Annotated in this window: 21 protein-coding genes and 1 pseudogene; 15 read left to right on the top strand and 7 right to left on the bottom strand. The window is 25.4% G+C overall.

Going from position 1 to position 21,113, the window contains the following annotated elements:
• Positions 1–111 precede the first annotated feature (111 nt).
• From recF to Q1J76_RS01245, 15 genes are all read left to right on the top strand, one after another.
• Positions 112–1,179, top strand: a complete 1,068-nt coding sequence (gene recF, locus Q1J76_RS01315; RefSeq protein ID WP_300365613.1) for a DNA replication/repair protein RecF — start codon at positions 112–114, stop codon at positions 1,177–1,179.
• A 286-nt stretch (positions 1,180–1,465) separates the two neighbouring features.
• A complete protein-coding gene (locus tag Q1J76_RS01310; RefSeq protein ID WP_367182048.1) occupies positions 1,466–2,461 on the top strand; it encodes a hypothetical protein in 996 nt (331 codons plus the stop codon).
• A 20-nt stretch (positions 2,462–2,481) separates the two neighbouring features.
• On the top strand, positions 2,482–3,159 hold the full coding sequence (locus tag Q1J76_RS01305) for an NADH:ubiquinone oxidoreductase (RefSeq protein WP_300365607.1): 678 nt from the start codon (positions 2,482–2,484) through the stop codon (positions 3,157–3,159).
• 34 nt (positions 3,160–3,193) lie between these two features.
• Positions 3,194–3,916 carry a hypothetical protein gene (locus Q1J76_RS01300; protein WP_300365605.1) on the top strand — a complete coding sequence of 241 codons (723 nt, stop codon included), beginning with the start codon at positions 3,194–3,196 and terminating at the stop codon, positions 3,914–3,916.
• Between the two features lie 227 nt (positions 3,917–4,143).
• The gene (locus Q1J76_RS01295; protein WP_300365602.1) at positions 4,144–4,926 is read left to right on the top strand and encodes a hypothetical protein; all 783 of its coding nucleotides are present in this window, start codon (positions 4,144–4,146) and stop codon (positions 4,924–4,926) included.
• Between the two features lie 2 nt (positions 4,927–4,928).
• Positions 4,929–5,588: an ABC transporter ATP-binding protein gene (locus Q1J76_RS01290; RefSeq protein ID WP_300365599.1), complete on the top strand. Its 660-nt coding sequence runs from the start codon at positions 4,929–4,931 to the stop codon at positions 5,586–5,588.
• Positions 5,589–5,599: 11 nt separating this feature from the next.
• Entirely contained in the window at positions 5,600–5,809 is a 210-nt protein-coding gene (locus Q1J76_RS01285) for a hypothetical protein (RefSeq protein WP_300365596.1), read from the top strand.
• Positions 5,810–5,945: 136 nt separating this feature from the next.
• On the top strand, positions 5,946–7,163 hold the full coding sequence (locus Q1J76_RS01280) for an ABC transporter permease (protein WP_300365593.1): 1,218 nt from the start codon (positions 5,946–5,948) through the stop codon (positions 7,161–7,163).
• Positions 7,156–7,845 carry a hypothetical protein gene (locus tag Q1J76_RS01275; RefSeq protein ID WP_300365590.1) on the top strand — a complete coding sequence of 230 codons (690 nt, stop codon included), beginning with the start codon at positions 7,156–7,158 and terminating at the stop codon, positions 7,843–7,845. Before Q1J76_RS01280 ends, Q1J76_RS01275 begins: the two co-directional genes overlap by 8 nt.
• 45 nt (positions 7,846–7,890) lie before the next feature.
• Positions 7,891–8,922, top strand: a complete 1,032-nt coding sequence (locus tag Q1J76_RS01270) for a hypothetical protein (protein WP_300365654.1) — start codon at positions 7,891–7,893, stop codon at positions 8,920–8,922.
• Positions 8,923–8,979: 57 nt separating this feature from the next.
• On the top strand, positions 8,980–9,210 hold the full coding sequence (locus Q1J76_RS01265; RefSeq protein WP_300365587.1) for a hypothetical protein: 231 nt from the start codon (positions 8,980–8,982) through the stop codon (positions 9,208–9,210).
• 654 nt (positions 9,211–9,864) lie between these two features.
• A complete protein-coding gene (locus Q1J76_RS01260) occupies positions 9,865–10,923 on the top strand; it encodes an ABC transporter ATP-binding protein (protein ID WP_300365585.1) in 1,059 nt (352 codons plus the stop codon).
• Complete coding sequence (locus Q1J76_RS01255; protein ID WP_300365582.1) at positions 10,920–11,729, top strand: ABC transporter permease; 810 nt, start codon at positions 10,920–10,922, stop codon at positions 11,727–11,729. The genes Q1J76_RS01260 and Q1J76_RS01255 overlap by 4 nt, the downstream gene beginning before the upstream one ends.
• 29 nt (positions 11,730–11,758) lie before the next feature.
• Positions 11,759–12,571, top strand: a complete 813-nt coding sequence (locus tag Q1J76_RS01250) for an ABC transporter permease (RefSeq protein WP_300365579.1) — start codon at positions 11,759–11,761, stop codon at positions 12,569–12,571.
• Positions 12,572–12,597: 26 nt separating this feature from the next.
• Positions 12,598–13,800 carry an ABC transporter substrate-binding protein gene (locus Q1J76_RS01245; RefSeq protein ID WP_300365576.1) on the top strand — a complete coding sequence of 401 codons (1,203 nt, stop codon included), beginning with the start codon at positions 12,598–12,600 and terminating at the stop codon, positions 13,798–13,800.
• Between the two features lie 62 nt (positions 13,801–13,862).
• Here Q1J76_RS01245 and Q1J76_RS01240 read toward each other — a convergent pair whose 3' ends face one another.
• The 7 genes and pseudogenes from Q1J76_RS01240 to mazG form a co-directional block, all read right to left on the bottom strand.
• Positions 13,863–15,521 (bottom strand): amino acid ABC transporter ATP-binding/permease protein, encoded by a 1,659-nt coding sequence (locus tag Q1J76_RS01240; protein WP_300365573.1) that lies wholly within the window; start codon positions 15,519–15,521, stop codon positions 13,863–13,865.
• A gap of 32 nt (positions 15,522–15,553) precedes the next feature.
• Entirely contained in the window at positions 15,554–17,302 is a 1,749-nt protein-coding gene (locus tag Q1J76_RS01235) for an ABC transporter ATP-binding protein/permease (RefSeq protein WP_300365571.1), read from the bottom strand.
• 27 nt (positions 17,303–17,329) lie between these two features.
• Positions 17,330–17,887, bottom strand: a complete 558-nt coding sequence (locus Q1J76_RS01230; protein ID WP_300365569.1) for a TetR/AcrR family transcriptional regulator — start codon at positions 17,885–17,887, stop codon at positions 17,330–17,332.
• A gap of 269 nt (positions 17,888–18,156) precedes the next feature.
• Positions 18,157–18,708: pseudogene (locus tag Q1J76_RS12590) on the bottom strand (amidohydrolase family protein); the annotation flags it as partial.
• 551 nt (positions 18,709–19,259) lie between these two features.
• Positions 19,260–19,688 (bottom strand): ankyrin repeat domain-containing protein, encoded by a 429-nt coding sequence (locus Q1J76_RS01220; protein ID WP_300365563.1) that lies wholly within the window; start codon positions 19,686–19,688, stop codon positions 19,260–19,262.
• Between the two features lie 140 nt (positions 19,689–19,828).
• On the bottom strand, positions 19,829–20,302 hold the full coding sequence (locus Q1J76_RS01215) for a glutathione peroxidase (RefSeq protein ID WP_300365560.1): 474 nt from the start codon (positions 20,300–20,302) through the stop codon (positions 19,829–19,831).
• Positions 20,299–21,090 (bottom strand): nucleoside triphosphate pyrophosphohydrolase, encoded by a 792-nt coding sequence (mazG, locus tag Q1J76_RS01210; RefSeq protein WP_300365557.1) that lies wholly within the window; start codon positions 21,088–21,090, stop codon positions 20,299–20,301. Before mazG ends, Q1J76_RS01215 begins: the two co-directional genes overlap by 4 nt.
• Between the last annotated feature and the right edge of the window lie 23 nt (positions 21,091–21,113).

The raw sequence follows: 21,113 nt of genomic DNA, 5'->3' as shown, positions 1-21,113 counted from the left end.
AAAAATTTAATAATTAAATGATAAAATAATATATACCCAAAAAGTAGTACTATTTTTATTATTTTAATATATAATATTTTTCACTAATAAAATGAAAAAGGTCATACATAAATGATACTCAGAGAACTTACAATACGTTCTTTTAGAAACTACAATGAAAATATATTCAATTTTTCGGATAAAATTAATGTACTTTACGGACATAATGGCAGCGGAAAAACTAATATACTTGAAGCCATATATATGCTTGGAAATGGAATCTCTTTTAGAACAAGATTGGACAGAGAACTTGTACAAAATGGAAATGATAATTATTTTTTAAGAGGAGTTTTCAGAGAAGATGGTATGAACTATGATACCAATATAGAAATAGCATATCAAAAAAAAATAAAAAAAGTATTAATAGATAAAAAAGAAATTTCATCAAGAAAAGATTTAATAGGAAGAATACTTTATGTTATATTTCTTCCAAATGATACTGATTTAGTAATAGCAGAACCAAAATTAAGACGCGATTATTTTAATATGCTAATATCAACAATATCAGCAGAATATTTATCAGTATTAATAAAATATAATAAGCTATTGAAAATGAGAAATATTTGCATAAATACAAAACCAAATGAAGCATATATTTATAATAATGATATAGCAAAATTATCTCTATATATAGCATCAGAAAATAAAAAGTATTCAAAAATTTTAGAAGAAAAAATGAATGAAATATATAAGAGCATCTTCAATAATGAAAATCCATACTCTATAAATTATCAATCTACAATAGAAGACATCGCAAATGAAAATGAATATATAAAAAAATTAGAAAACACTTTACAAGAACAGATGAAAATGCGTACAACTTATTTTGGAATACATAGAGCCGAATATCAGTTTTTTTATAAAGATTCATTATCCCGTAAATTTTCATCTCAAGGAGAGAAAAGAATGTTCACTCTAATAATGAAGCTTGCAAGTGAGAAAATACTATCAGAATATAGAAAAAAATCCCCTATTCTTCTTATTGATGATGCTATGCTTGAACTTGATAATAGTAGAAGAGATAATATACTTGAATATATTAAAACTTTGGGACAGGTTTTTATTACTGTTACAGAAAAAGAAAAAGTAAGAAACTTTGAAAGCGGAGAAGTTTTTGATATAGAAAATATTAGAAATTAAAATATTAAAATATGTATTGACAAATTTACACATTTACTTTACTTTTAATTATAAAATTATTGTGGTAATAAAAATTAGAATAGATATTAATACAGTAGAATTTTTTGCAGGAAAAATAAAAAAATATATAAACTCATTAATATTAAATAGAAACCGTTTATAGAAAAATATTATGATAGATGATTTTTTCAATGAATTAAAAAATAAATACCCTAAGACTCAAAAAATTAGAGAACAAATTAAAGAGAAAGTTAAAAATATAAAAAATTATTCATATGTAAATAAAATATTATTAATTTTTTTCATATTATCAAGTTTCCTTTTTGCCCAGAATGATTTTGTACAATCTGGTTTTCATTATAGTTATAATTATTTTGGATTTCCTTTTTCCATTGATTTGGGACATGCTTATAAGAAGAATTTGCATTTTATATATGCACCTCGCATTGGAATAAGTTTTGATTATGGTTCTGAATCATCATTTGGAATGTTTGCTAATATTGGAATGGAGTACAGATATAGAAGATTTTTTTTGGATTTAAATTATAAGCAGGGAATAACCCCTCCATTTTCTACATTTAATTATAAAGATTTAGAATATTACGGTCAAATAAAATTGGGCTATTCTTTTGATAATGTATCTATTTCTTATGGTATGAATATAGGTAAAATACTTTCTTCTGAGAGAGAAGTTTTTAGATTAAATTCTATATTCAAGATTAATCAAAGTATTGGTTTAAATTCTACATTTGTTGATGACGGAATTAATAAATTAAAATTCAATACTGGTGTAGGTGTTAGTATTATACCTAATGAAAAGCAGTATTCTTATAATATATCGGCTAGTATACCTTATTCATTCTTTCATCATTGGGGAGAATTAGGAATAATGCCTTATATAGGATACAGTGCCTATTTTGATAAAAGTAAGAAGAAATATTCTATTGGGTTTAAATATTTATACTCTCTTATGATGATGCCTTTATCAAATTTGGAGGCTCATCTTAAAAATATGGACTTTCTAACATTTATTCATCTTGAATATAAATTTTTTATGAGATTCCTTCCTTCTGGTTTTAATGATATATACTTAGTCGCTTTTGGAAATGTAGGATATGGTAAATATTTTGAAAGTAGTATTGATAAGGGTAATTTATTGTATGTAGTAGGAGGCGGAATAGGATACAATCTTTACGGTACAACACCTTTACAATTAACTTTCGGTGTTGATAATAATAAAAGTTTGATTATGAACTTGATAATAAGCACTATAGTATTTTAATGTTTGGGAGTATATTATTTATGGGAAATATTCAAAATAGAATTATATTTTCTTTTTTATGCCTAGTATTCTATACGGCATTGAGTTTGCCATTTTATTTAATACCTTTTGATTTTAAAGTATTAAATATAATTGCATCAGCTTGTACTGCTATATTTAATGTGTTTTTTATAATTCCTGCATTTTTATATTCTCCTATTTATTCTATAGCTATTTGTGTTTTATATCATATATTTCTTACATTTATTGATTTTATAAGAATATTTTATATTTTGAATCATATGCAAGGAAATTTGCTCTATATGATAATTCAAAATGCTTTTGTTACTATTATCAATATAGTTGGTATTATATTAACTTGCTTAACTATTTATTTTGTGAAAAAATATATAAAAAACAAAGGCATTAATTTTAATATAAATATGGCTTTAATAACTGCTTATATAATTGTATTTATTAAATTTATTGTAAATGCATTCAATTTTTCATTATTCTTTTTTAGCTTGATGGTAAATAATATATCCATTAATTATGATATTATAATTTATAGGCTTATTCATTATACTATTTCTATAATATTTACTTTCATATCTGTGATTGTTTCTTATTTTATTTATATTAAGATAAAAGATAAACCGTTTTTTTCTGATATAAATAATTTGAATAAAGTTAATAATGTTATCAATGTTAATAGGTAGTTTTTATTGTACTTTGCTTTAAGGAGGATTTAATATGATGAAAAAGATTTTTACAGTTTTATTTTTATCTTTTGTTTTGACTTTTTCAGCTTTTTCATATAGTAGAGATTTTAATGAACTTTATAACTTGTATTATATGGCTAATAGCAATAAAGAAGGTGATTTAAATGCTGCTATAGAAAAAGTAAAAAATAGCAATTATGGAAAGATAGAAAAGCAGACTTATGAGAATATTATTTTACTTATGGATATATATATGAATCCTAGAAGTAAAAGAGAGGCTTATAAATTATTAAATGATAATATCAAAAAGAATACTCCTTTATTATCAGATAAAGATGCTGATTATATGGCTTCTGTTGCTGATGTTATGAGCGGAGTTATTAATTATTCTTCATTTAATGATGTTGTAAAATTTTCAGGGAAGGCAGGAGAAATATATGATAATGCTTTGAAAATTAATGCTAATCATTTTCCTTCGCTATTGGGTAAAGCTATACTTACAGCATACAGTCCTGAATTTGTGGGAGGCGGTATTGATAAAGCAATTCCAATATTAAAAAAGGCTGAAAGCAATGCTAAAGAGAAATGGCAAAAGCATATAGTTTATTTATGGACTTCTCAGACTTATTTCAAAAATAATGATAAAGCTAATTATGATAAGTATATGAAAATGGCTAAAGATATATTTCCAGAAGGAGCTTTTATAAAGAATATTATTGATATGAATTCTAAAGGAAAAGGAATGTTTAATTAATATATTTAAGAATTATTAAATATACTGATATATTGTGATTATATAAAGTTGTAATATTTGCACTTTCTCCGTATAAGTACTTCGTATGGCTCTTTGACGAAGTTATCGGGAAAAAGAACAATAAAAAATTATAAAGTAAAAAATACTTTTTTAGCAAGTTGTTGTACTATAGTATTAAGTCATTGAAAGTATTGTGGAAAAAGTTGAATAAATATAAGGAAATTAAAATGTTTAGAATGATTGTTTTGATTTTTATTAACGTTTTCTTTTTATGCAGATTATACGGAGAGATTCCAAGTGATGCTGCTGCTATATTAAAAGAGATAGATAATAAAAATAATGAATATCATTCAGGCTCAAGACTTGTAAGAGTGAGCGAAGCTAAAGATATTTTAAATAGAGTAAAAAACAGCAATTTAAACGAAGAAGAGAAAATGTATTTGAGTATAGAATGCTATACTCTTTGGGCTAATATCTCTATTGCAAGCGGAAGTTTTGAAGAAGATTATATAACTTTAATAGATATATATAATAGTATCAAGAAAGATAAAGTTTTTAAAAAAGGCTCTTCAGATATTTATGCCGCTTATGCTAATTTTGCAAACTCCATTACTTCTCTTGCTTTTTTTAACGGCAAATACCCTTACAGTATAATAGTTGATATGTACAATTATTCGCGTTTGTCATTATTAAAAGATAAAAATAATATAAAAGCAAAACAGGTATATGGAATGTGGCAGATAGCTACTTTAGGATTTTATAATAGCAGGGCATTTTATTCTATAATAACATCATTGAAAGATACAAGCAATTTGCCTGATTATATGATTTACAGAGCATATATTTATAGGTCTATGGCATATATGAAAGTAAATGAAACGGATAAGGCTTTTAGAGAATTAGACGAAGCTTTTAAAATGTATCCTAAAGGTTTTTATGGATATTTATTAAAGAGTTCTTATGATAAGGGTAAGGACGGATTTTTAAGTGCGGAGGGTGCTGATTTTTAATTATGATAAAATGTAAAAACATATCAAAAATATATAAAACTAAAGATTATATTATAGAAGCAAATAAGAATATAAGTTTAGAAATAAAAGACGGCGAAATTGTTTGGGTGGCTGGAGTTTCAGGGGCTGGAAAAAGTACATTACTTCATATTTTATCTAGTATAGATATTCCAACTTCAGGTTCTGTTTATTGGAATGATAATGAGGTTTCAAAATTAAATGATAAAGATAGAAGTAATTTCAGACTGTCAAAAATAGGACTTATTTTACAGTCGCTTGAACTTTTAAAAACTCAAAGCGTATTTGATAATGTTGCCTTGCCTCTTAAATTTTTGAATGAAGGTACTTCTTGTATAAATAAAAAGGTTAATGAAATATTAGAAAATTTAAAAATAGATAATTTAAAAAATAAAAAACCAGAACAGCTTTCAGGAGGACAGAAACAGAGAGTTGCTATAGCTAGAGCATTGGTAAACGAGTCTCCTTATATATTCGGCGATGAGATTAATTCAAATTTGGATACTGACACTAGTAAATTTATTTATGAGTATATAAGAAACACTATAAAAAAAAGAAACGGTATAGGATTTTTTATTTCGCATGATGATTTGATAAAAGATTATGCTGATACAAAATATATCATGAAAGAAGGGAAACTATAATAAGGTTTAATATGAAAATCGTTATTTCTATATTTTCAATAATAGCTGCTTCTTCATTACTTGAATGTCGTTATCTTGCTAAATTCCATACAACAGAAGAAGTATTTAAATATATTAATAATATTTTTCATGATAACTTGATAAATTTTAATGCCAACTATATCAGAGAAGAAAAATTTTCTCATATAACTTTTATAAAAAGAAAAAATATTTTTATATAAATAACTAAAGGCATATAGATATAGACTTTTATAATTATAGACAGACTTTTAATAAAAATATATTTAAAGATATGACAGGTAAGGATATTAGATATATTGCATAAATAATTAAAAATTTTAATTAATGGATAGATAAATGAATATAATAAAATTAGCTTGGGATAATCTTTGGTATAATAAAACCAGAACAATTTTAAATATGATACTTATTATAGTGTCTTTTGTATCTCTTATGATGATAAGCGGATATAATAATTTTTCTAGAGAAGGAATCATTACAAGTATTAATGCTAGCGGAGGCTCTATTGTTATAGCCGATAAATCATATTGGGATAAACAAAGCGAAAAAATCAATATGCTTAATAGCAATGATTTTGAAATAATTTATAAACAACTTGATACCATAAATGAAGTTAATGATTATCAGAAGAAACTTGATATAAACGGACTTGTTGGAAATGAAAATAAAAGTAAATTCTTTTCGGGATATGCCTATGAGAAACCTTCAAAAATAATGTCATCAGTTTCTTTAAAGGCAGGTACTCCTATATTTGATGATGATATTGATACTATGATTTTAGGAAAGGATTTGGGAGAGTTTTTTAATATTAATTATGATGATACGCCTTATTTGAATTTGATGACAGATTTCGGAGAGGGAATAAGTTTGGGTTCTTTAATGGCGGTAGGTTCAATGTCTTTAAATAATAGTTCTGCTGATGCTATTACTATTTACTGTCCTCTTAATTCTGTTTATGAGGTATTTTCATTTGAGTATGGCAATGCTCATAATTTGCTTGTATATTTAAAAGATTATCAAAAAGCATCGGAGATAAAAAATTCTCTTAATGAATATTTTAATTCGGAAAAATTGCCTTATGAAGCTAAAGACTGGAAGGATTTAAATGAATTTTTATTATCTGTAATTGATATGAATACCAATAATTATTTGATAGCATTATTTATATTAAGTATATTAGTATTTGTTTCAGTTATGCAAATGCTTACTACAAACTTTTTAGAGCGTTTGAATGAATTTGGTACTATGAGAGCTTTGGGTATAAATATAAAAAATGTTACTTTACTCTTATTTTTGGAAATAATTATAATGGCAGTACTGAGTTCTATTATTTCAATAATTATTTCTTATGGGGCTTCTTCTGTACTTAATACTATAGGTTTTACAATTAAATTCCCCGGTGCTACAGATGGATATCCTTTAAGTTTATTACTAACATTAAAAGATACTGTTTTAATATTTATATGGGTATTATCAGTATCTATACTTGCTGGTATTTATCCTATAATAAAAGTTATAAAGATGCCTATAATAGAGGTGATTAAATATGTATAAAAGATTAATAAAGATTTTATTCATAATAAGTATTTTTACTTTTAATTTGCATGCTCAAAATATATTTGATGATTTTATTAAAATATATAATATTAACGGAAAAAATTATAAACTTTCAGGTACATTTACTGATATAAAAGAAGGTAAAAAAACTGTTAATAAATTTGATATGATAATAGGAAAAGATTATAAATTAATGTATTTAAAAAACAATAATACTCTTTTTCTAGCTAATAAACAAGGTTTTTTTATACTGTCAAGAAATCAGGTTTCGCCTTTAAAAATAGCGGGTAATTATGTTGTAACAGGTGCCGCCAATATGAATGATTTGATGTCTATAAATTTTATTGATGATTATAAAATAGAAAAAGAAATCAGCAATGAAGAAATTAATTTAACTAAAAAAAATAGAAGCGTACCATATGCAAAAGCATCACTTAAGAAAAATAATGAAGGCTACACTATAGATTTTTTTGATAATAGAGGAAAGGCATTAAAAAAAGCAGTGTATAAAAAAAATAATAATGCAGATTATTTTGATAATATGGAATTTTATAATTTGATAATAAATACCAATACAAGTACAATATGTCGTATAGAAAAAGCAGAGCCTTCAAGTTCATCAAGCTCATATTTCAGAAGCGAAAATATGAAAACTCTTTTCAGTTTATTTAAAGATTAGTGATATATCGTGTGTAACAGATTAAAAATATATTTAACTTTTCTAATGTTTGCTGTATCATCTATGGCATTTGCAGATATAAACCCTAAGTTTGGTATAAAAAATAATTTTAGTTATGTAGATTTAAAAGAAACACAATATATAGCAAATTCAATATTAAGTAATGATGCCTATTTTTATTTGGGCTTTGAATATATTAATCCGAATTATTATTTTTCATTCAAGCCTGCAATTAGAATATACACCAAAGATAATAGAGATCTTATTTATGATAACGGCAGTCTAATAAAACAAAATGATAATAAAGCTTATTTTTCTTTTACATTTGATGAAATACAATTTAATTATATAAATGAAATTTTAGGTTTTTATATAGGGAAGAGAAAATTCCATTTCGGAGAAGGTTTTAACAGGCAGTATATGTTTGTAGGCGAAAGTGTACTTTATAATGATTATGAGGCATTATACAATACAGAGCTTAATTTTTATCAGAGAAATATTACTCATTCTATAGGTTTTATTATGGACACAAAATCAATAGATTTATTAAAAGAACCTGAGTATTATAGTTCTTGGTATTATCTTAAATATTCTTCATCACATTTGGGCTTAATGGGAATTGCCAAGTATACTTATGATTTGAAAAAGAAAAATAATTTAATGCTTGGTTTTGAAACTTCTTATATATTTGATATAGGCTTTAAACTTTATGGAAATGTTACTTATAATATTGTAAGTAGCAATAATTTAGGAAAAAGCCTTAATGATATAAAAAGCCTTTTGGGAATTAATTATACTTTTATTTATAATTATGATTTTATATTAAGTCCTTATGTAGAATATTTTTATGAGGATAGCCATTCATTTTATTCTATAGGACTTTATTTATCTTTCCTCAACAATTTATTTAATATAATAACTTATTTTTCTCATTCGCCTAATTATAAAATGGATTTAAATACTAAACTCCTCATCAATTATAATAATTTTAGTTTTACTTTTAATTATTATACTCCTTTCAATAATGATGAGATTTTAGAAAATGTATTTGAAATTGGTTTGGAATATAATTATTAATGACTTTTATTTAAATTATAAAAATATATAAACATTTATAAAAAATTTGGAGTTTATATGCTTTTAGATTTAACTTATTATATATCTGGAAATAGCGAAGTGATGAAATGGGTAGAATATCAAAATAATAAACATATTGCAATGGGTCATGTAGGTACTCATTTGTATACTTATGAAAAAATTTCTATACCATTAGAATATTTTAAAAGCAAAGGAATAGTATTTGATGTAAGAAATATAAAAGAAGTTAATATAAATAATATTGATTTGTCTTTAATTTGTCTTTAATAAAAGAAAATGACTTTGTTTTATTTATACGGCTCAAATTGAAAAATATACTTATGGAAGTCAAGAATATTTTAATGATTATACTACAGAGATTTCCAATGAATTAATAAATAATTTAATATCAAAAAAATAAGATTTATAGGTATTGATAATGCTGGAATAAAAAATCATAATGAGCATGAACAAGCTGATAGGCTATGTGAGAAAAATGGAATTTATGTTATAGAAAATCTATGCAATTTAAATAAATTAAATAATAATAAAGATTTTATCATATATACAAATTGGTTTGATGATGATGAGATGACTGGCTTAAGATGCAAAGTGATAGCAGAATTTTCTGATTGATATTTATACCTGAACAAAAAAAGAAAAAAATCATAAAAATATTTTATATACTATTGACATTATTTGTATTTATATTATATTGATTTTTAATAAAAATTAATTATGCAATAGCTCAAGTAATGGATATTCTTTGCAGGTGTATCTGTTGACTAAGAAAGGCTTATTAATAGTTTAATCTATATAATCAGCTAGAACGAAAAAAACCCTATGCGGGTAAGCGACGAGTAAACTGCGTTTTATACGTTATAAGATGTATATACGTAATTTTACGGAGGCTATTGCAAATATACGCATAGGGGGTCGTTTATGAGCGATAATATTATCGTGTCTTTAAAAAACATTAATGTTTCCTACGATGAAAATACAATACTAGAAAATCTTAATCTCGATATTAAAGATAAGGAATTTTTAACTCTTTTAGGTCCTTCAGGTTGCGGTAAAACTACTATACTAAGAACTATAGCAGGTTTTATAAAGCCTAATTCAGGTGAAGTACTTTTTGACGGTAAAGTTATAAATGATACTCCTCCATACAAAAGAGAAGTTAATACTGTTTTCCAAAGATATGCATTATTTCCTCATCTTAATGTTTTTGAAAATATTGCATTCGGACTTAATTTGAAAAAGGTTCCTAAATCAGAGATTAAAGATAGAGTTCATCAAATGCTTAAAATGGTGAATTTGGAAAATTATGGAAGAAGAAATATAAATAGACTTTCAGGCGGACAGCAACAGAGAGTTGCTATTGCCAGAGCATTAATTAATAAACCTAGAATTTTACTTCTTGATGAACCTTTGGGGGCATTGGATTTAAAACTCAGAAAAGAAATGCAAATAGAATTAAAGAAAATTCAGCAGTCATTAGAAATCACTTTTGTATATGTTACTCATGATCAGGAAGAAGCATTAACTATGAGCGATACTGTGGCTGTTATGAAAGCAGGAAAAATACTTCAAATTGGTACTCCTGAAGATATATATAATGAACCAAAAAATGCATTTATAGCTGACTTCATCGGAGAAAGTAATATCATAGACGGAATAATGCATAATGATTATGTTGTAGAGTTTGCAGGATATGTATTTGACTGTGTTGATAAAGGATTTGATAAGTTAGAAAAAGTTGATGTTGTTATTCGTCCCGAAGATATTATAGTTGTGCATCCTGATAATGCTAATATATCAGGATTAGTAGAATCAGCTATATTCAAAGGTGTACATTTTGAAATGATATTAGATGCACATGGATATAAATGGATAATACATTCTACAGAAAAATGGGAAGCTGGTACTGAAATAGGAATAGCTGTTTCTAAAGAGAATATACATATTATGAAAAAAACTGTAGAGGAGGTAATGATATGAAGACAAAAATACCTGCTATACCTTATTTGATTTGGACATTAGTTTTTGTATTAGTACCTCTTGTTTTAGTTATATATTTTGCATTTACTAATCAAAGCGGAAAGTTTACTTTGAATAATTTTTCTAATGTTACAGCATTTACACCAGTTATAATACGCTCTGTAATACTAGCTAGTGCTTCAACTATGATATGTTTGGTTTTGGCTTATCCTCTTTCTTTTTATATATCAAGACAGGAGAAAACAGTTCAGCATGCCTTGATAATGCTTGTAATGCTTCCTATGTGGATGAATTTTCTACTTAGAACTTATGCTTGGATGACTATATTAGAAAATAATGGGATTATTAATAGGATACTTATATTTATGGGACTTTCGCCTATAAAACTTATAAATACTCAAGCTGCTGTATTAATAGGAATGGTTTATAATTATCTTCCTTTTATGATACTTCCTCTTTACTCGGTAATGACTAAAATACATCATAGTTTGATAGAAGCCTCTCAGGATTTAGGTGCTAATTCTTTTAATGTATTCAGTAAAATAATATTTCCTTTAAGTCTTCCGGGTATGGCGGCTGGAGTTACTATGGTATTTGTAGCTGCTGTGAGCACATTTGTAATTTCGCGGATGCTTGGCGGAGGATCTAATATTCTTATAGGAGATTTGATAGAGATGCAGTTTTTAGGTATGTCTTATAATCCTAATTTGGGTTCGGCTATAAGTTTGGTTTTAATTGTAATATCTTTATGTGCTATTATGCTTATGCAGCAAATAGATGAAGATGTTAAGGGTATGTTTTTATAATTGTTATAATTAATAAAGGATATGCCATTATGTTAAAAAAAATATTATCCAGAAGTTATATTGCTTTTATATTCTTATTTTTATATGCTCCCATAGCAATACTGATTTTTTTCTCTTTTAATAAAGCCAGAGGACGCGGAGTATTTACAGGTTTTACTCTAAATTGGTATAAAGAATTATTTTCTAATGATTTAATACTCAATTCATTTTTTAATACCATCATAGTTGCTGCTGTTTCTTCTATACTTGCTACTATATTGGGAACTATGGCTGCTATTGGTATAAATAGTTTCAATAAAAAAATAAAAAATGCTGTTATGGGTATTACATATATATCTATAATAAATCCTGAAATCGTAACTGGAATATCTTTAATGCTTTTATTTGTTATAATGAAATTAAAATTTGGTTTTACTACTTTGATTTTAGCTCATATAACTTTCAATGTTCCTTATGTAATACTTAATGTGCTTCCCAAATTAAGACAGCAGGATAATAGTTTATATGAAGCTGCCTTAGATTTAGGATGTACTCCTTCTATGGCTTTTTGGAAAGTTGTTATACCTGATATACTTCCAGGTATACTTGCTGGTTTCTTGATGGCATTAACTTATTCATTAGATGATTTTGTGGTGAGTTATTTTACTTCTGGAATAACTTCTCAAACTTTACCTATTACTATTTACTCTATGACTAGAAAGAGAGTAAGTCCTGAAATTAATGCTATATCTACTGTTATATTTATAGTTGTACTTGTAAGTTTAGTTATTATGAATTTAAAAGAGATTAAAAAAGAAAAATATTTAATGCAGTTAAAAAGAAAAATAAATAAAAATCAGTAAAGTATTTAGATTAAAGGAGAATAAAAATGTTAAAAAAAATTTTGGGATTTTTAATGCTAATAGTTATAGCAGCAAATGGACAAACCATTGATCTTAGCAAGTTTGACACTAATTATTATCATAAGTATAAGGATAAAAATTTATCTGTTAATGTTTATAACTGGGGAGAATATATATCAGATGGTTCAGACGGATCATTGGATGTTAATAAAGCATTTGAAGAACTTACTGGAATAAAAGTTAATTACTCTACTTTTGCTTCTAATGAGGAGCTTTATGTTAAACTTAAAGTGGGAGGAATTCAATACGATGTTATAATACCTTCTGATTATATGATAGAAAAACTTATAAGAGAAAATTTAATAAGAAAACTTAATTTTAATAATATACCTGCCCATACTAATATAGGAAAAAGATTTAAAAGTCTTGCTTTTGACACTAAAGGTGAATATTCTTTAGCTTATACTTGGGGAGTAACTGGTATAATTTATAATAACAAATTAGTAGAGGAAGATGAAAAAAATATAGATTGGAAATTACTTTTTGATAACAAATATAAAGGACAAATACTTATGTATTATAATCCTAGAGATGCTTTTGGAATAGCTCAGGCATATTTAGGATATTCTCTAAACACAACTGATGAAACAGAATTAAGAGAATGTGCTAGAATTTTAAAACAGCAAAAACCTTTGGTACAATCTTATGTAATGGATGAAATTTATGATAAAATGGAATCGGGAGAGGCTGCTCTTGGAGTTTATTATGCTGGAGATTCTTTATCTATGATTGATAGCAATCCTAATTTGAATTTTGTTATACCTAAAAAAGGTGCTAATTTATTTGTAGATTCTCTATGTATACCTACTTCTTCAAGTGCTTTAGAATTGGCAGAAATGTATATTAATTTCCTATCCGAGCCTGAAATAGCTTTGGCTAATATAAAGTATATTAATTATGCTTCTCCTAATGACGGAGCTATTGCTATAATGGATAGTGAAACTAAAAATAATAAAATAATATATCCAGACCAAGAAACTTTAGATAATTGCGAAGTTTATATCACTTTACCTGATAAAACTAATATTCTTATGGAAGATTTATGGAATGAAATACTTTCTAATGATTCTACATATAAAGGCTGGACAATACCTGTTTCTTTAGGAATTATAATATTACTTTGTGTTGTTATTATAGTACTTCGTAAAATGAAAAAGAGAGATAATTAATAAAGATAATTAATACTAAAATCCAAGTATACAAAAATATACTTGGATTTTTTATTTTTAAATTAACTTACTCTATCAGTTTTCATCTTATAAACTTTATCTGCTATATTTAGAGTTGAAAGCCTATGAGAAACAAGTACAACAGTTCTATCTTTGCTATTATCTTTTATTGATTTTAATATAACAGCTTCATTCAAACTATCCAAATTACTTGTAGGTTCATCAAGTAGTATAAAAGGAGCTTTGTGTAAAAAACTTCTAGCTATACCTATTCTCTGTTTTTCACCTCCAGATAATGTATCTCCAAGTTCTCCCACATTTGTTTGGTATCCATTAGGTAAAGTCATTATAAAATCATGTAAAGATGCTTTTTTACAAGCTTCTACAACTTCTTCATGAGTGGCGTTATTGTTTGCTATTTTTATATTATTTTCTATAGTATCTTTAAAGATAGAAGTTTCCTGAGTTACATAACTTTCCATATCTCTTAAAGTGTCGGTATTAATATCTTTTATATTTGTATCGGATATTTTTATATTACCTTCTCTTGTATCCCAAAAACGCATAAACAATTTTAGAAGAGTAGATTTACCGCTTCCACTTTTTCCACTTATGCCTATTATTTTATTAGACTCTATATCCAAATTATAATCACTTAATATATTATCTCCTTCATAATCAAAATACACATCTTCACATTCAACACCATTAAAAGTTAAATCTTTTTTACCATTATAAACTTCTTCTACAATAGGTTTTTCTGCAAGTAAATTTAATACTCTCTCTCCGCTAGCCAAAGTCATAAATAGATTATTAGATAAATTACTCAATGCTATAACAGGTCCGAATGAACTAGCCATTGCCATAGTTGGAATTATAATATTTACGAAATTTAAATTAGTATCTTTTGATATCATAATACTTGCAATAAGCACAGCCAAAGTAAATATTGACACTGAAGAAGTTGTTAAACCAGATATAACGCCTTCGTATTTTTTTAACTTTTTATTTAAATACATTAAATCATCAGTTTTAGTTTCTATATTTTTACTTCTTTTTTCACCATATCCGAATTGAAGTATCTCTTTTATTCCCCATAAACTATCTAGAAAATAACTATTTAATTTTCCAAAATCATCTCTATAAATCATACCGTCATTCTTACCAAACTTTGATGAAAAATAAGGAATGATAAAACCTATTGTAAAATAAGCCAAAAGAGCTATAGCACCTAATATAATATTAAAACTTCCTATAAAGATTGTCATTATAATAGATGTTAACACTCCAATAGCTATAGGAGAAATAGTATGAGCATAAAATACTTCTAATAATTCTATATCGCTTGTAATTAATGCTATTAAATTTCCTTTATCCCTGCCCTCAAGTTTTGCTGGAGATAATTTTCTTAAAGCCTTGAAAACTTTATCTCTCATTAATGCTAATAATTTGAATGCTATAAAATGATTGCTAAGCTGTTCTATATAATGGAGTATTCCCCTTGACACCGCAAGTATTAAAACAGCTATGAATATTGTTTTTATAGTAAATACAGAACTTAATCCTAAATATGTTAATATAGCGTATCCACCCAATATAGTTATGAATATAGCACATAAAAAACCTAATACCCCTGTAGTTATTGCAAGTATCATAACATGCATAAGCGGAGCAATTAAACCGATAAGTTCCGCCATAATTCTTATACCGCTTCTTCTCATTATAAACTCCTATTGTATAATATTTTAAATTTTTAAATAGCAATACTAAAATTTTCACCTTTAGTTATGCTTTCTAAATTAGTCTGTTCATTAAAAATTTTAGCATACTCTCCGTCTAAATTCATTAATTGATTATGAGTACCCTCTTCCATTACAATACCGTCTTTCAAGAAATATATATGATCCGAAAGAATACAATTATAAAGTCTATGAGATATAAGTATAACTGTTTTTTCTTTAGCTATATTTCTTATTATCCTCATAATACTCTCCTCACTTTCAACATCAACATTTGAAGTAGCCTCATCAAATATATATATATCCGCATCAAAAAGTATTGCTCTAGCCAAAGCTAATCTCTGCTTTTGTCCTCCTGATAAATTGGCAGCTTTTTCCATTATCTTTGTATCAAGTCCGTTTTCAGACTGTAAAAAATCATAAAGTTCAACCTGCTTTAAAACTTCATTCATTTGATTTTCTGTTATATTATCTCCAGCCATTTTCAAATTATCATATACACTACCTTCAAATAAATAACTATTATGATCAACTGAAACTATTTTTTTATATAAATCATCTTTATTGATTGTAGAAAGTTCTATATCTCCAATCTTTATAGAGCCGTTATAATCTTCATTTCTCAAAGTTATTAATCCAGCAATTGTACTTTTACCAGAACCAGATACTCCTACTATAGATACAAATGATTTTTCTTTTATTGTCATATTGATATTTTTTAGTATAGTTTTATCTTCATTGTATGCAAAACTAACATCTTTAAAAGTAATTTTTTCATTATCTCTGTTTATATTATTTATTCTTTTATCATCTTTTTTCATATCAAGTATTTCAAACATTTTATCGCTTGCTGATATTCCATTCATAGCTATATGGAAGAATGAACCTAAAAGTCTTAAAGGAATAAAAAATTCAGCAGAAAGCATTATTATAGAAAATGTACCAGCTAAATTAATATTTCCTTTCATATATTCAAGTACAGAAATTATTACCCCTAAAGCTGCTCCACCGTACGCTATTATATCCATTATAGTTATAGAATTAAGTTGCATAAATAAAAGATTCATAGTAGCGATTCTAAATTTTTCAGCTTCTATATTCATCTCTTCATTTTTCTTTTCATCTGCCTTATATATTTTTAAAGTTGTAAGTCCCTGAACATCTTCTAAAAATATCTCTCCCAAATCACTATAACTTCCCCAATATTTTTTTAATATCTTTTTGGCAATTTTAACTATAGCAACTATTGATATAGGTATAAGAGGAAAACATATTAAAAGTAAAGCTGCTGATTTTATACTGATAGTAGAAAGTACAGCAAAAAGAACTATAGGAGCTATCATACTATAAAAGAATTGAGGTAAATAGCGTCCAAAATATATTTCTAATTGATCAACACCTTCCATAGATATTTGTACTATCTCGCTTGTTGAAAATTTTTCTTTATACCTGCTTCCTAATGTTAGAAGTTTTGAATATATTTTTTCTCTTAAAGTTTGCTTAACTCTTCCAGAAGCATTGTACGACATATTAGCCATTAAAATATTGAATCTAAATCTCAATATTACTATAATCAAAATAGCAATTGAAACTTTTATTATATCACTTTTTATAATGTTTCCTTGAGCTGCCTTTTGTATAATATCAGCCATAAAAAATACAGCGGTTATATTAAGAGCCAAATTTGCAAGCTGTATTATAACATGCCAAGCTATATATTTTTTGGCATTTCCCATTAAAGATATAAGCCTTTTATTTATCATATAATATCCTTTATTTTTATTTATATATTAATAAATAGTTCTTCTAATTATTTCTTTTATAGAAGAGCTATCATAATTTCCATTCATCATATAAGTAACAATAATGGCAAATATAATGTCTATAAATTTATCAGTCGTAAAATGATCATTAAATGCATCTTCTCTTACTTTCTTGTCATTCATTAAAGTTTTATATAAACCATCTTTAATATGCTTTTTTATATGATTCATCATCTCTATACCCTTATTCTTATTTTTTCCAAACATCATTGTAGAATGCATAGAAAAGAAGTTGGGATATTTTTTATTTCCCTTATCTAAACAAGTAAAAATTGTATCTATTATATTAATGAAATTATCTGATTCTAAACATACATTTGAAGGATGAAGTATATCAAACCATACACTTACAATAACAGAAATAGTAAGTTCCTCTTTTGATTTAAAATAATTATAAAGAGAACCTACTGCAATATTAGTTGCTTCAGCCAAAGAACGCATATTAATGGCATTAAATCCATTTTTCTTAATAAACTCCCTACTCACCCTAAGAATTTCTTCTTTTGAAGTTACAATATTATTCATAAAATTATTCCTTTCATTTAACAAACATAACTGAACATTGTTCATTTTAATTTAAAATAAAAATCCAATAATTAAGGAATTCATACACACCTTTATATTGAACATTGTTCATTATAAACTAATAATTTAATTTGTCAATATAAAAAATGAAAAATTATTTATTTAAAAGATATTTATTTTCGGTTTCATTAGAGATATTATATATTTTATTCTCATCTATATTTGTATTGTACTATCTTTTACAATATTTTTTCCATTAACTAAGTATAATCTACAGTATTTTCTACCGCTCTTTGAAAATCCTTTAATATATCATCTAATAAGTAAACTACAGAATCTGGCGAAAGTCAACTGTCTTTTTTACTAAGCTCCTGCTTCCTTTTGAAGCATACATTCTAATGCCTAAATCTTTTGCTGCTACAAATTGAGAATCTAATATACTATCTGTTTTTGGAAATAAATAATGATGATCAAAACAAGTTGTACAACCTATTTTGAATAATTCTCACATTGCTGTCATAGAACTATAATATACAACTTCATTATTTAAATTTTTCCAAATCTCATAAAGACTCGTAAGCAATTCAGATAATTCCATATTATGAACTTGAGGTAAATTTCTAGTAAATATTTGAAATAAATGATGACTGTATTTATAAGTCCCATATATAAAAATATCCAAAAGCATATATTATATCATCAGCTTTTTTTATTCTTTTCCAATATAACATTTTCTATTAATAGATTAGATGAGTTTAAAACTGTATCATTACTATCACAAGTTTCTATAGAAGAAACATTTTTATAAAGATACTAGACATAATTTATTTGCAATGCACTTTAAAGTATAAAAATAATTTATTCAATGTTAATGATTTTATTTTAATAAAATATATAATCAATTTCAATTATTTTTTATAACAATTTTGATTTTTATATATTATAATTTTAGAGAACTGTATGAATAGAATTTATAAAGATTTTAGTATGTTTTATTCATTTGCTGTTTTAATGTTTGTAATAGGGTTTATAAATATTTATTAATATAAAAAATATACAAAATGGTGTAAAAGTAAAAGCTAAATTAGTTGATTTTATCTATATAGCTCCTAGATAGAAGAAGATTTAAAAGTTCTAATTATCCTATATTCAAATATGAGATAGATAGAATTGAATATACAGAAAATATAAATTTAATGCTGTAAATCAAATAGATGTTAATGAGATATATACTTTAATTGTAAATAAAGATAATCATAAGTTATTTTTATAGAAAGACAGTACATATTTGAGATAAAATACTTTATAATTGATACATATTTATGATTATAATTTCTATAATATAATAGATCATAAAACAGAAATATATAAATTATTTTTTAAATAAATGCATATATGGAACATTCATAATTTCTGCTAGAGCAAGAGCTGAAAAATTAGCTTCTTCAATATTATAATCAGCACCATTATCCAATAGCACTTTAATAATATCTTCAGACTGATTTTTTATAATAGCTGTATGCAATGGGCTAACTCCCCTATCATTAATAGCATTCACATTAGCACCTTTAGAGATTAAAGCAGCAACTACATCAGCATTATCTATTTGAACTGCTAAATGAAGACAACTTATCTTATTATCTGCATAATTCACTTCTTCTTGAGTACTCTTATCTATAAGTTCAAATAATCTATCTATATGCTCTTTTAACTGAAAATTTTCATCATCTTTCTTTTTTATAATTTTAGAAATTAAATCATATAATTTTGATCTTTTGTATAAACTACTATTAATAGACATCAAAAATACCTCTAAATTATAAGTTTGGATATTATAATACAAACTTAAAATTCTTGCAATAAAATATTATTATATCTATATAAAAAATCAATAAAATAATTATATAAAAGGAGTAAAAGTATATTTTATATTACTATTAATTATATAATTTCATCTATATACTTTATTATTTTATTTATACGGTCAATAGCAGAAAATCTATATATTATATCCCCTTCTCTATTTATCAAAAATTTAGTAAAATTCCATTTTATATTTTTATTGAGAAAATAATTACTATTATTAATGAGATATGAATATAAAGCTTCTATACCTTTACCTTTCACATATATTTTTTGAAATCTATCAAATGTTGTATTGTATTTGAGTTTACAAAAACTATCTATTTCTTCATTAGTTTCAGGAGCTTGATTCAAAAATTGATTGCATGGAAAATCTAATATTTCAAAACCTTGATCTTTATATTTTTTATAAATATATTCCAAATCTTTATACTGATTTGTAAAACCGCATCTTGTTGCAGTATTTACTATTAAAAGAAGTTTACCTTTATATTTAGATAAAGAAATATCATTGCCTTTAATATCCTTTACATTATAATCATAAATATTCATTGAACTTCTCTTTCTTTCTTTTTATACTCATTCCAAAGATTATCCATCTCTTCCAAAGACATGTCTTCTAATTTTTTATTCATTTTATAAGCAGTTTCTTCTACATAATTAAATCTTTTTCTAAATTTCTCATTAACTTTTATAAGAGAATTCACTGGATTAATTTTATTCATACGAGCGAAATCGAGAACTGTCATAATCAAATCTCCAATTTCTTCTTCTAAATGTTCCTTATCCTTTTCATTATAAGCTTCTTTAACTTCTAAAAGTTCTTCATCTATCTTAGCAAGAGAATCATAAACATTTTCATATTCAAAACCAACACTTGCAGCTTTTTTCATCAATTTATATGATCTTTCCATTATAGGCAGAGATTTAGGAATTCCTTCAAGAACACTTTTAAATTCATTACTATCATTACCCTTCTCTTCTTTTTTTATTTGATCCCATTGTTTCAATATACCCTGAACATCTTTAACTTCACTATCTCCAAATACATGAGGATGTCTTCTTATAAGTTTTTCATTGATATTTTTACATACATCATCGATATTGAATTTATTTTTATCTTTTGCAAGTTCAGAAAAAAATACCACATGCAAAAGCACATCTCCAAGTTCCTCTTTCAAATTCTCATAATCTTTATTACTTATAGCCTCAACGAGTTCATAAGCCTCTTCTAAAAAACATGGAATAAGACTATCAAAAGTCTGCACTCTATCCCAAGCACAGCCATTTTCTCCCCTTAAAGTTTGTATCACAGATATAAGCTCTTCAAATGATTTCATTATTAAAACTCTCTATTTCATAA

The organism is Brachyspira sp. (assembly GCF_029258575.1).
In the GTDB taxonomy this organism is placed as follows: domain Bacteria; phylum Spirochaetota; class Brachyspiria; order Brachyspirales; family Brachyspiraceae; genus Brachyspira.
This window is presented reverse-complemented; position numbering and strand designations above follow the sequence as displayed.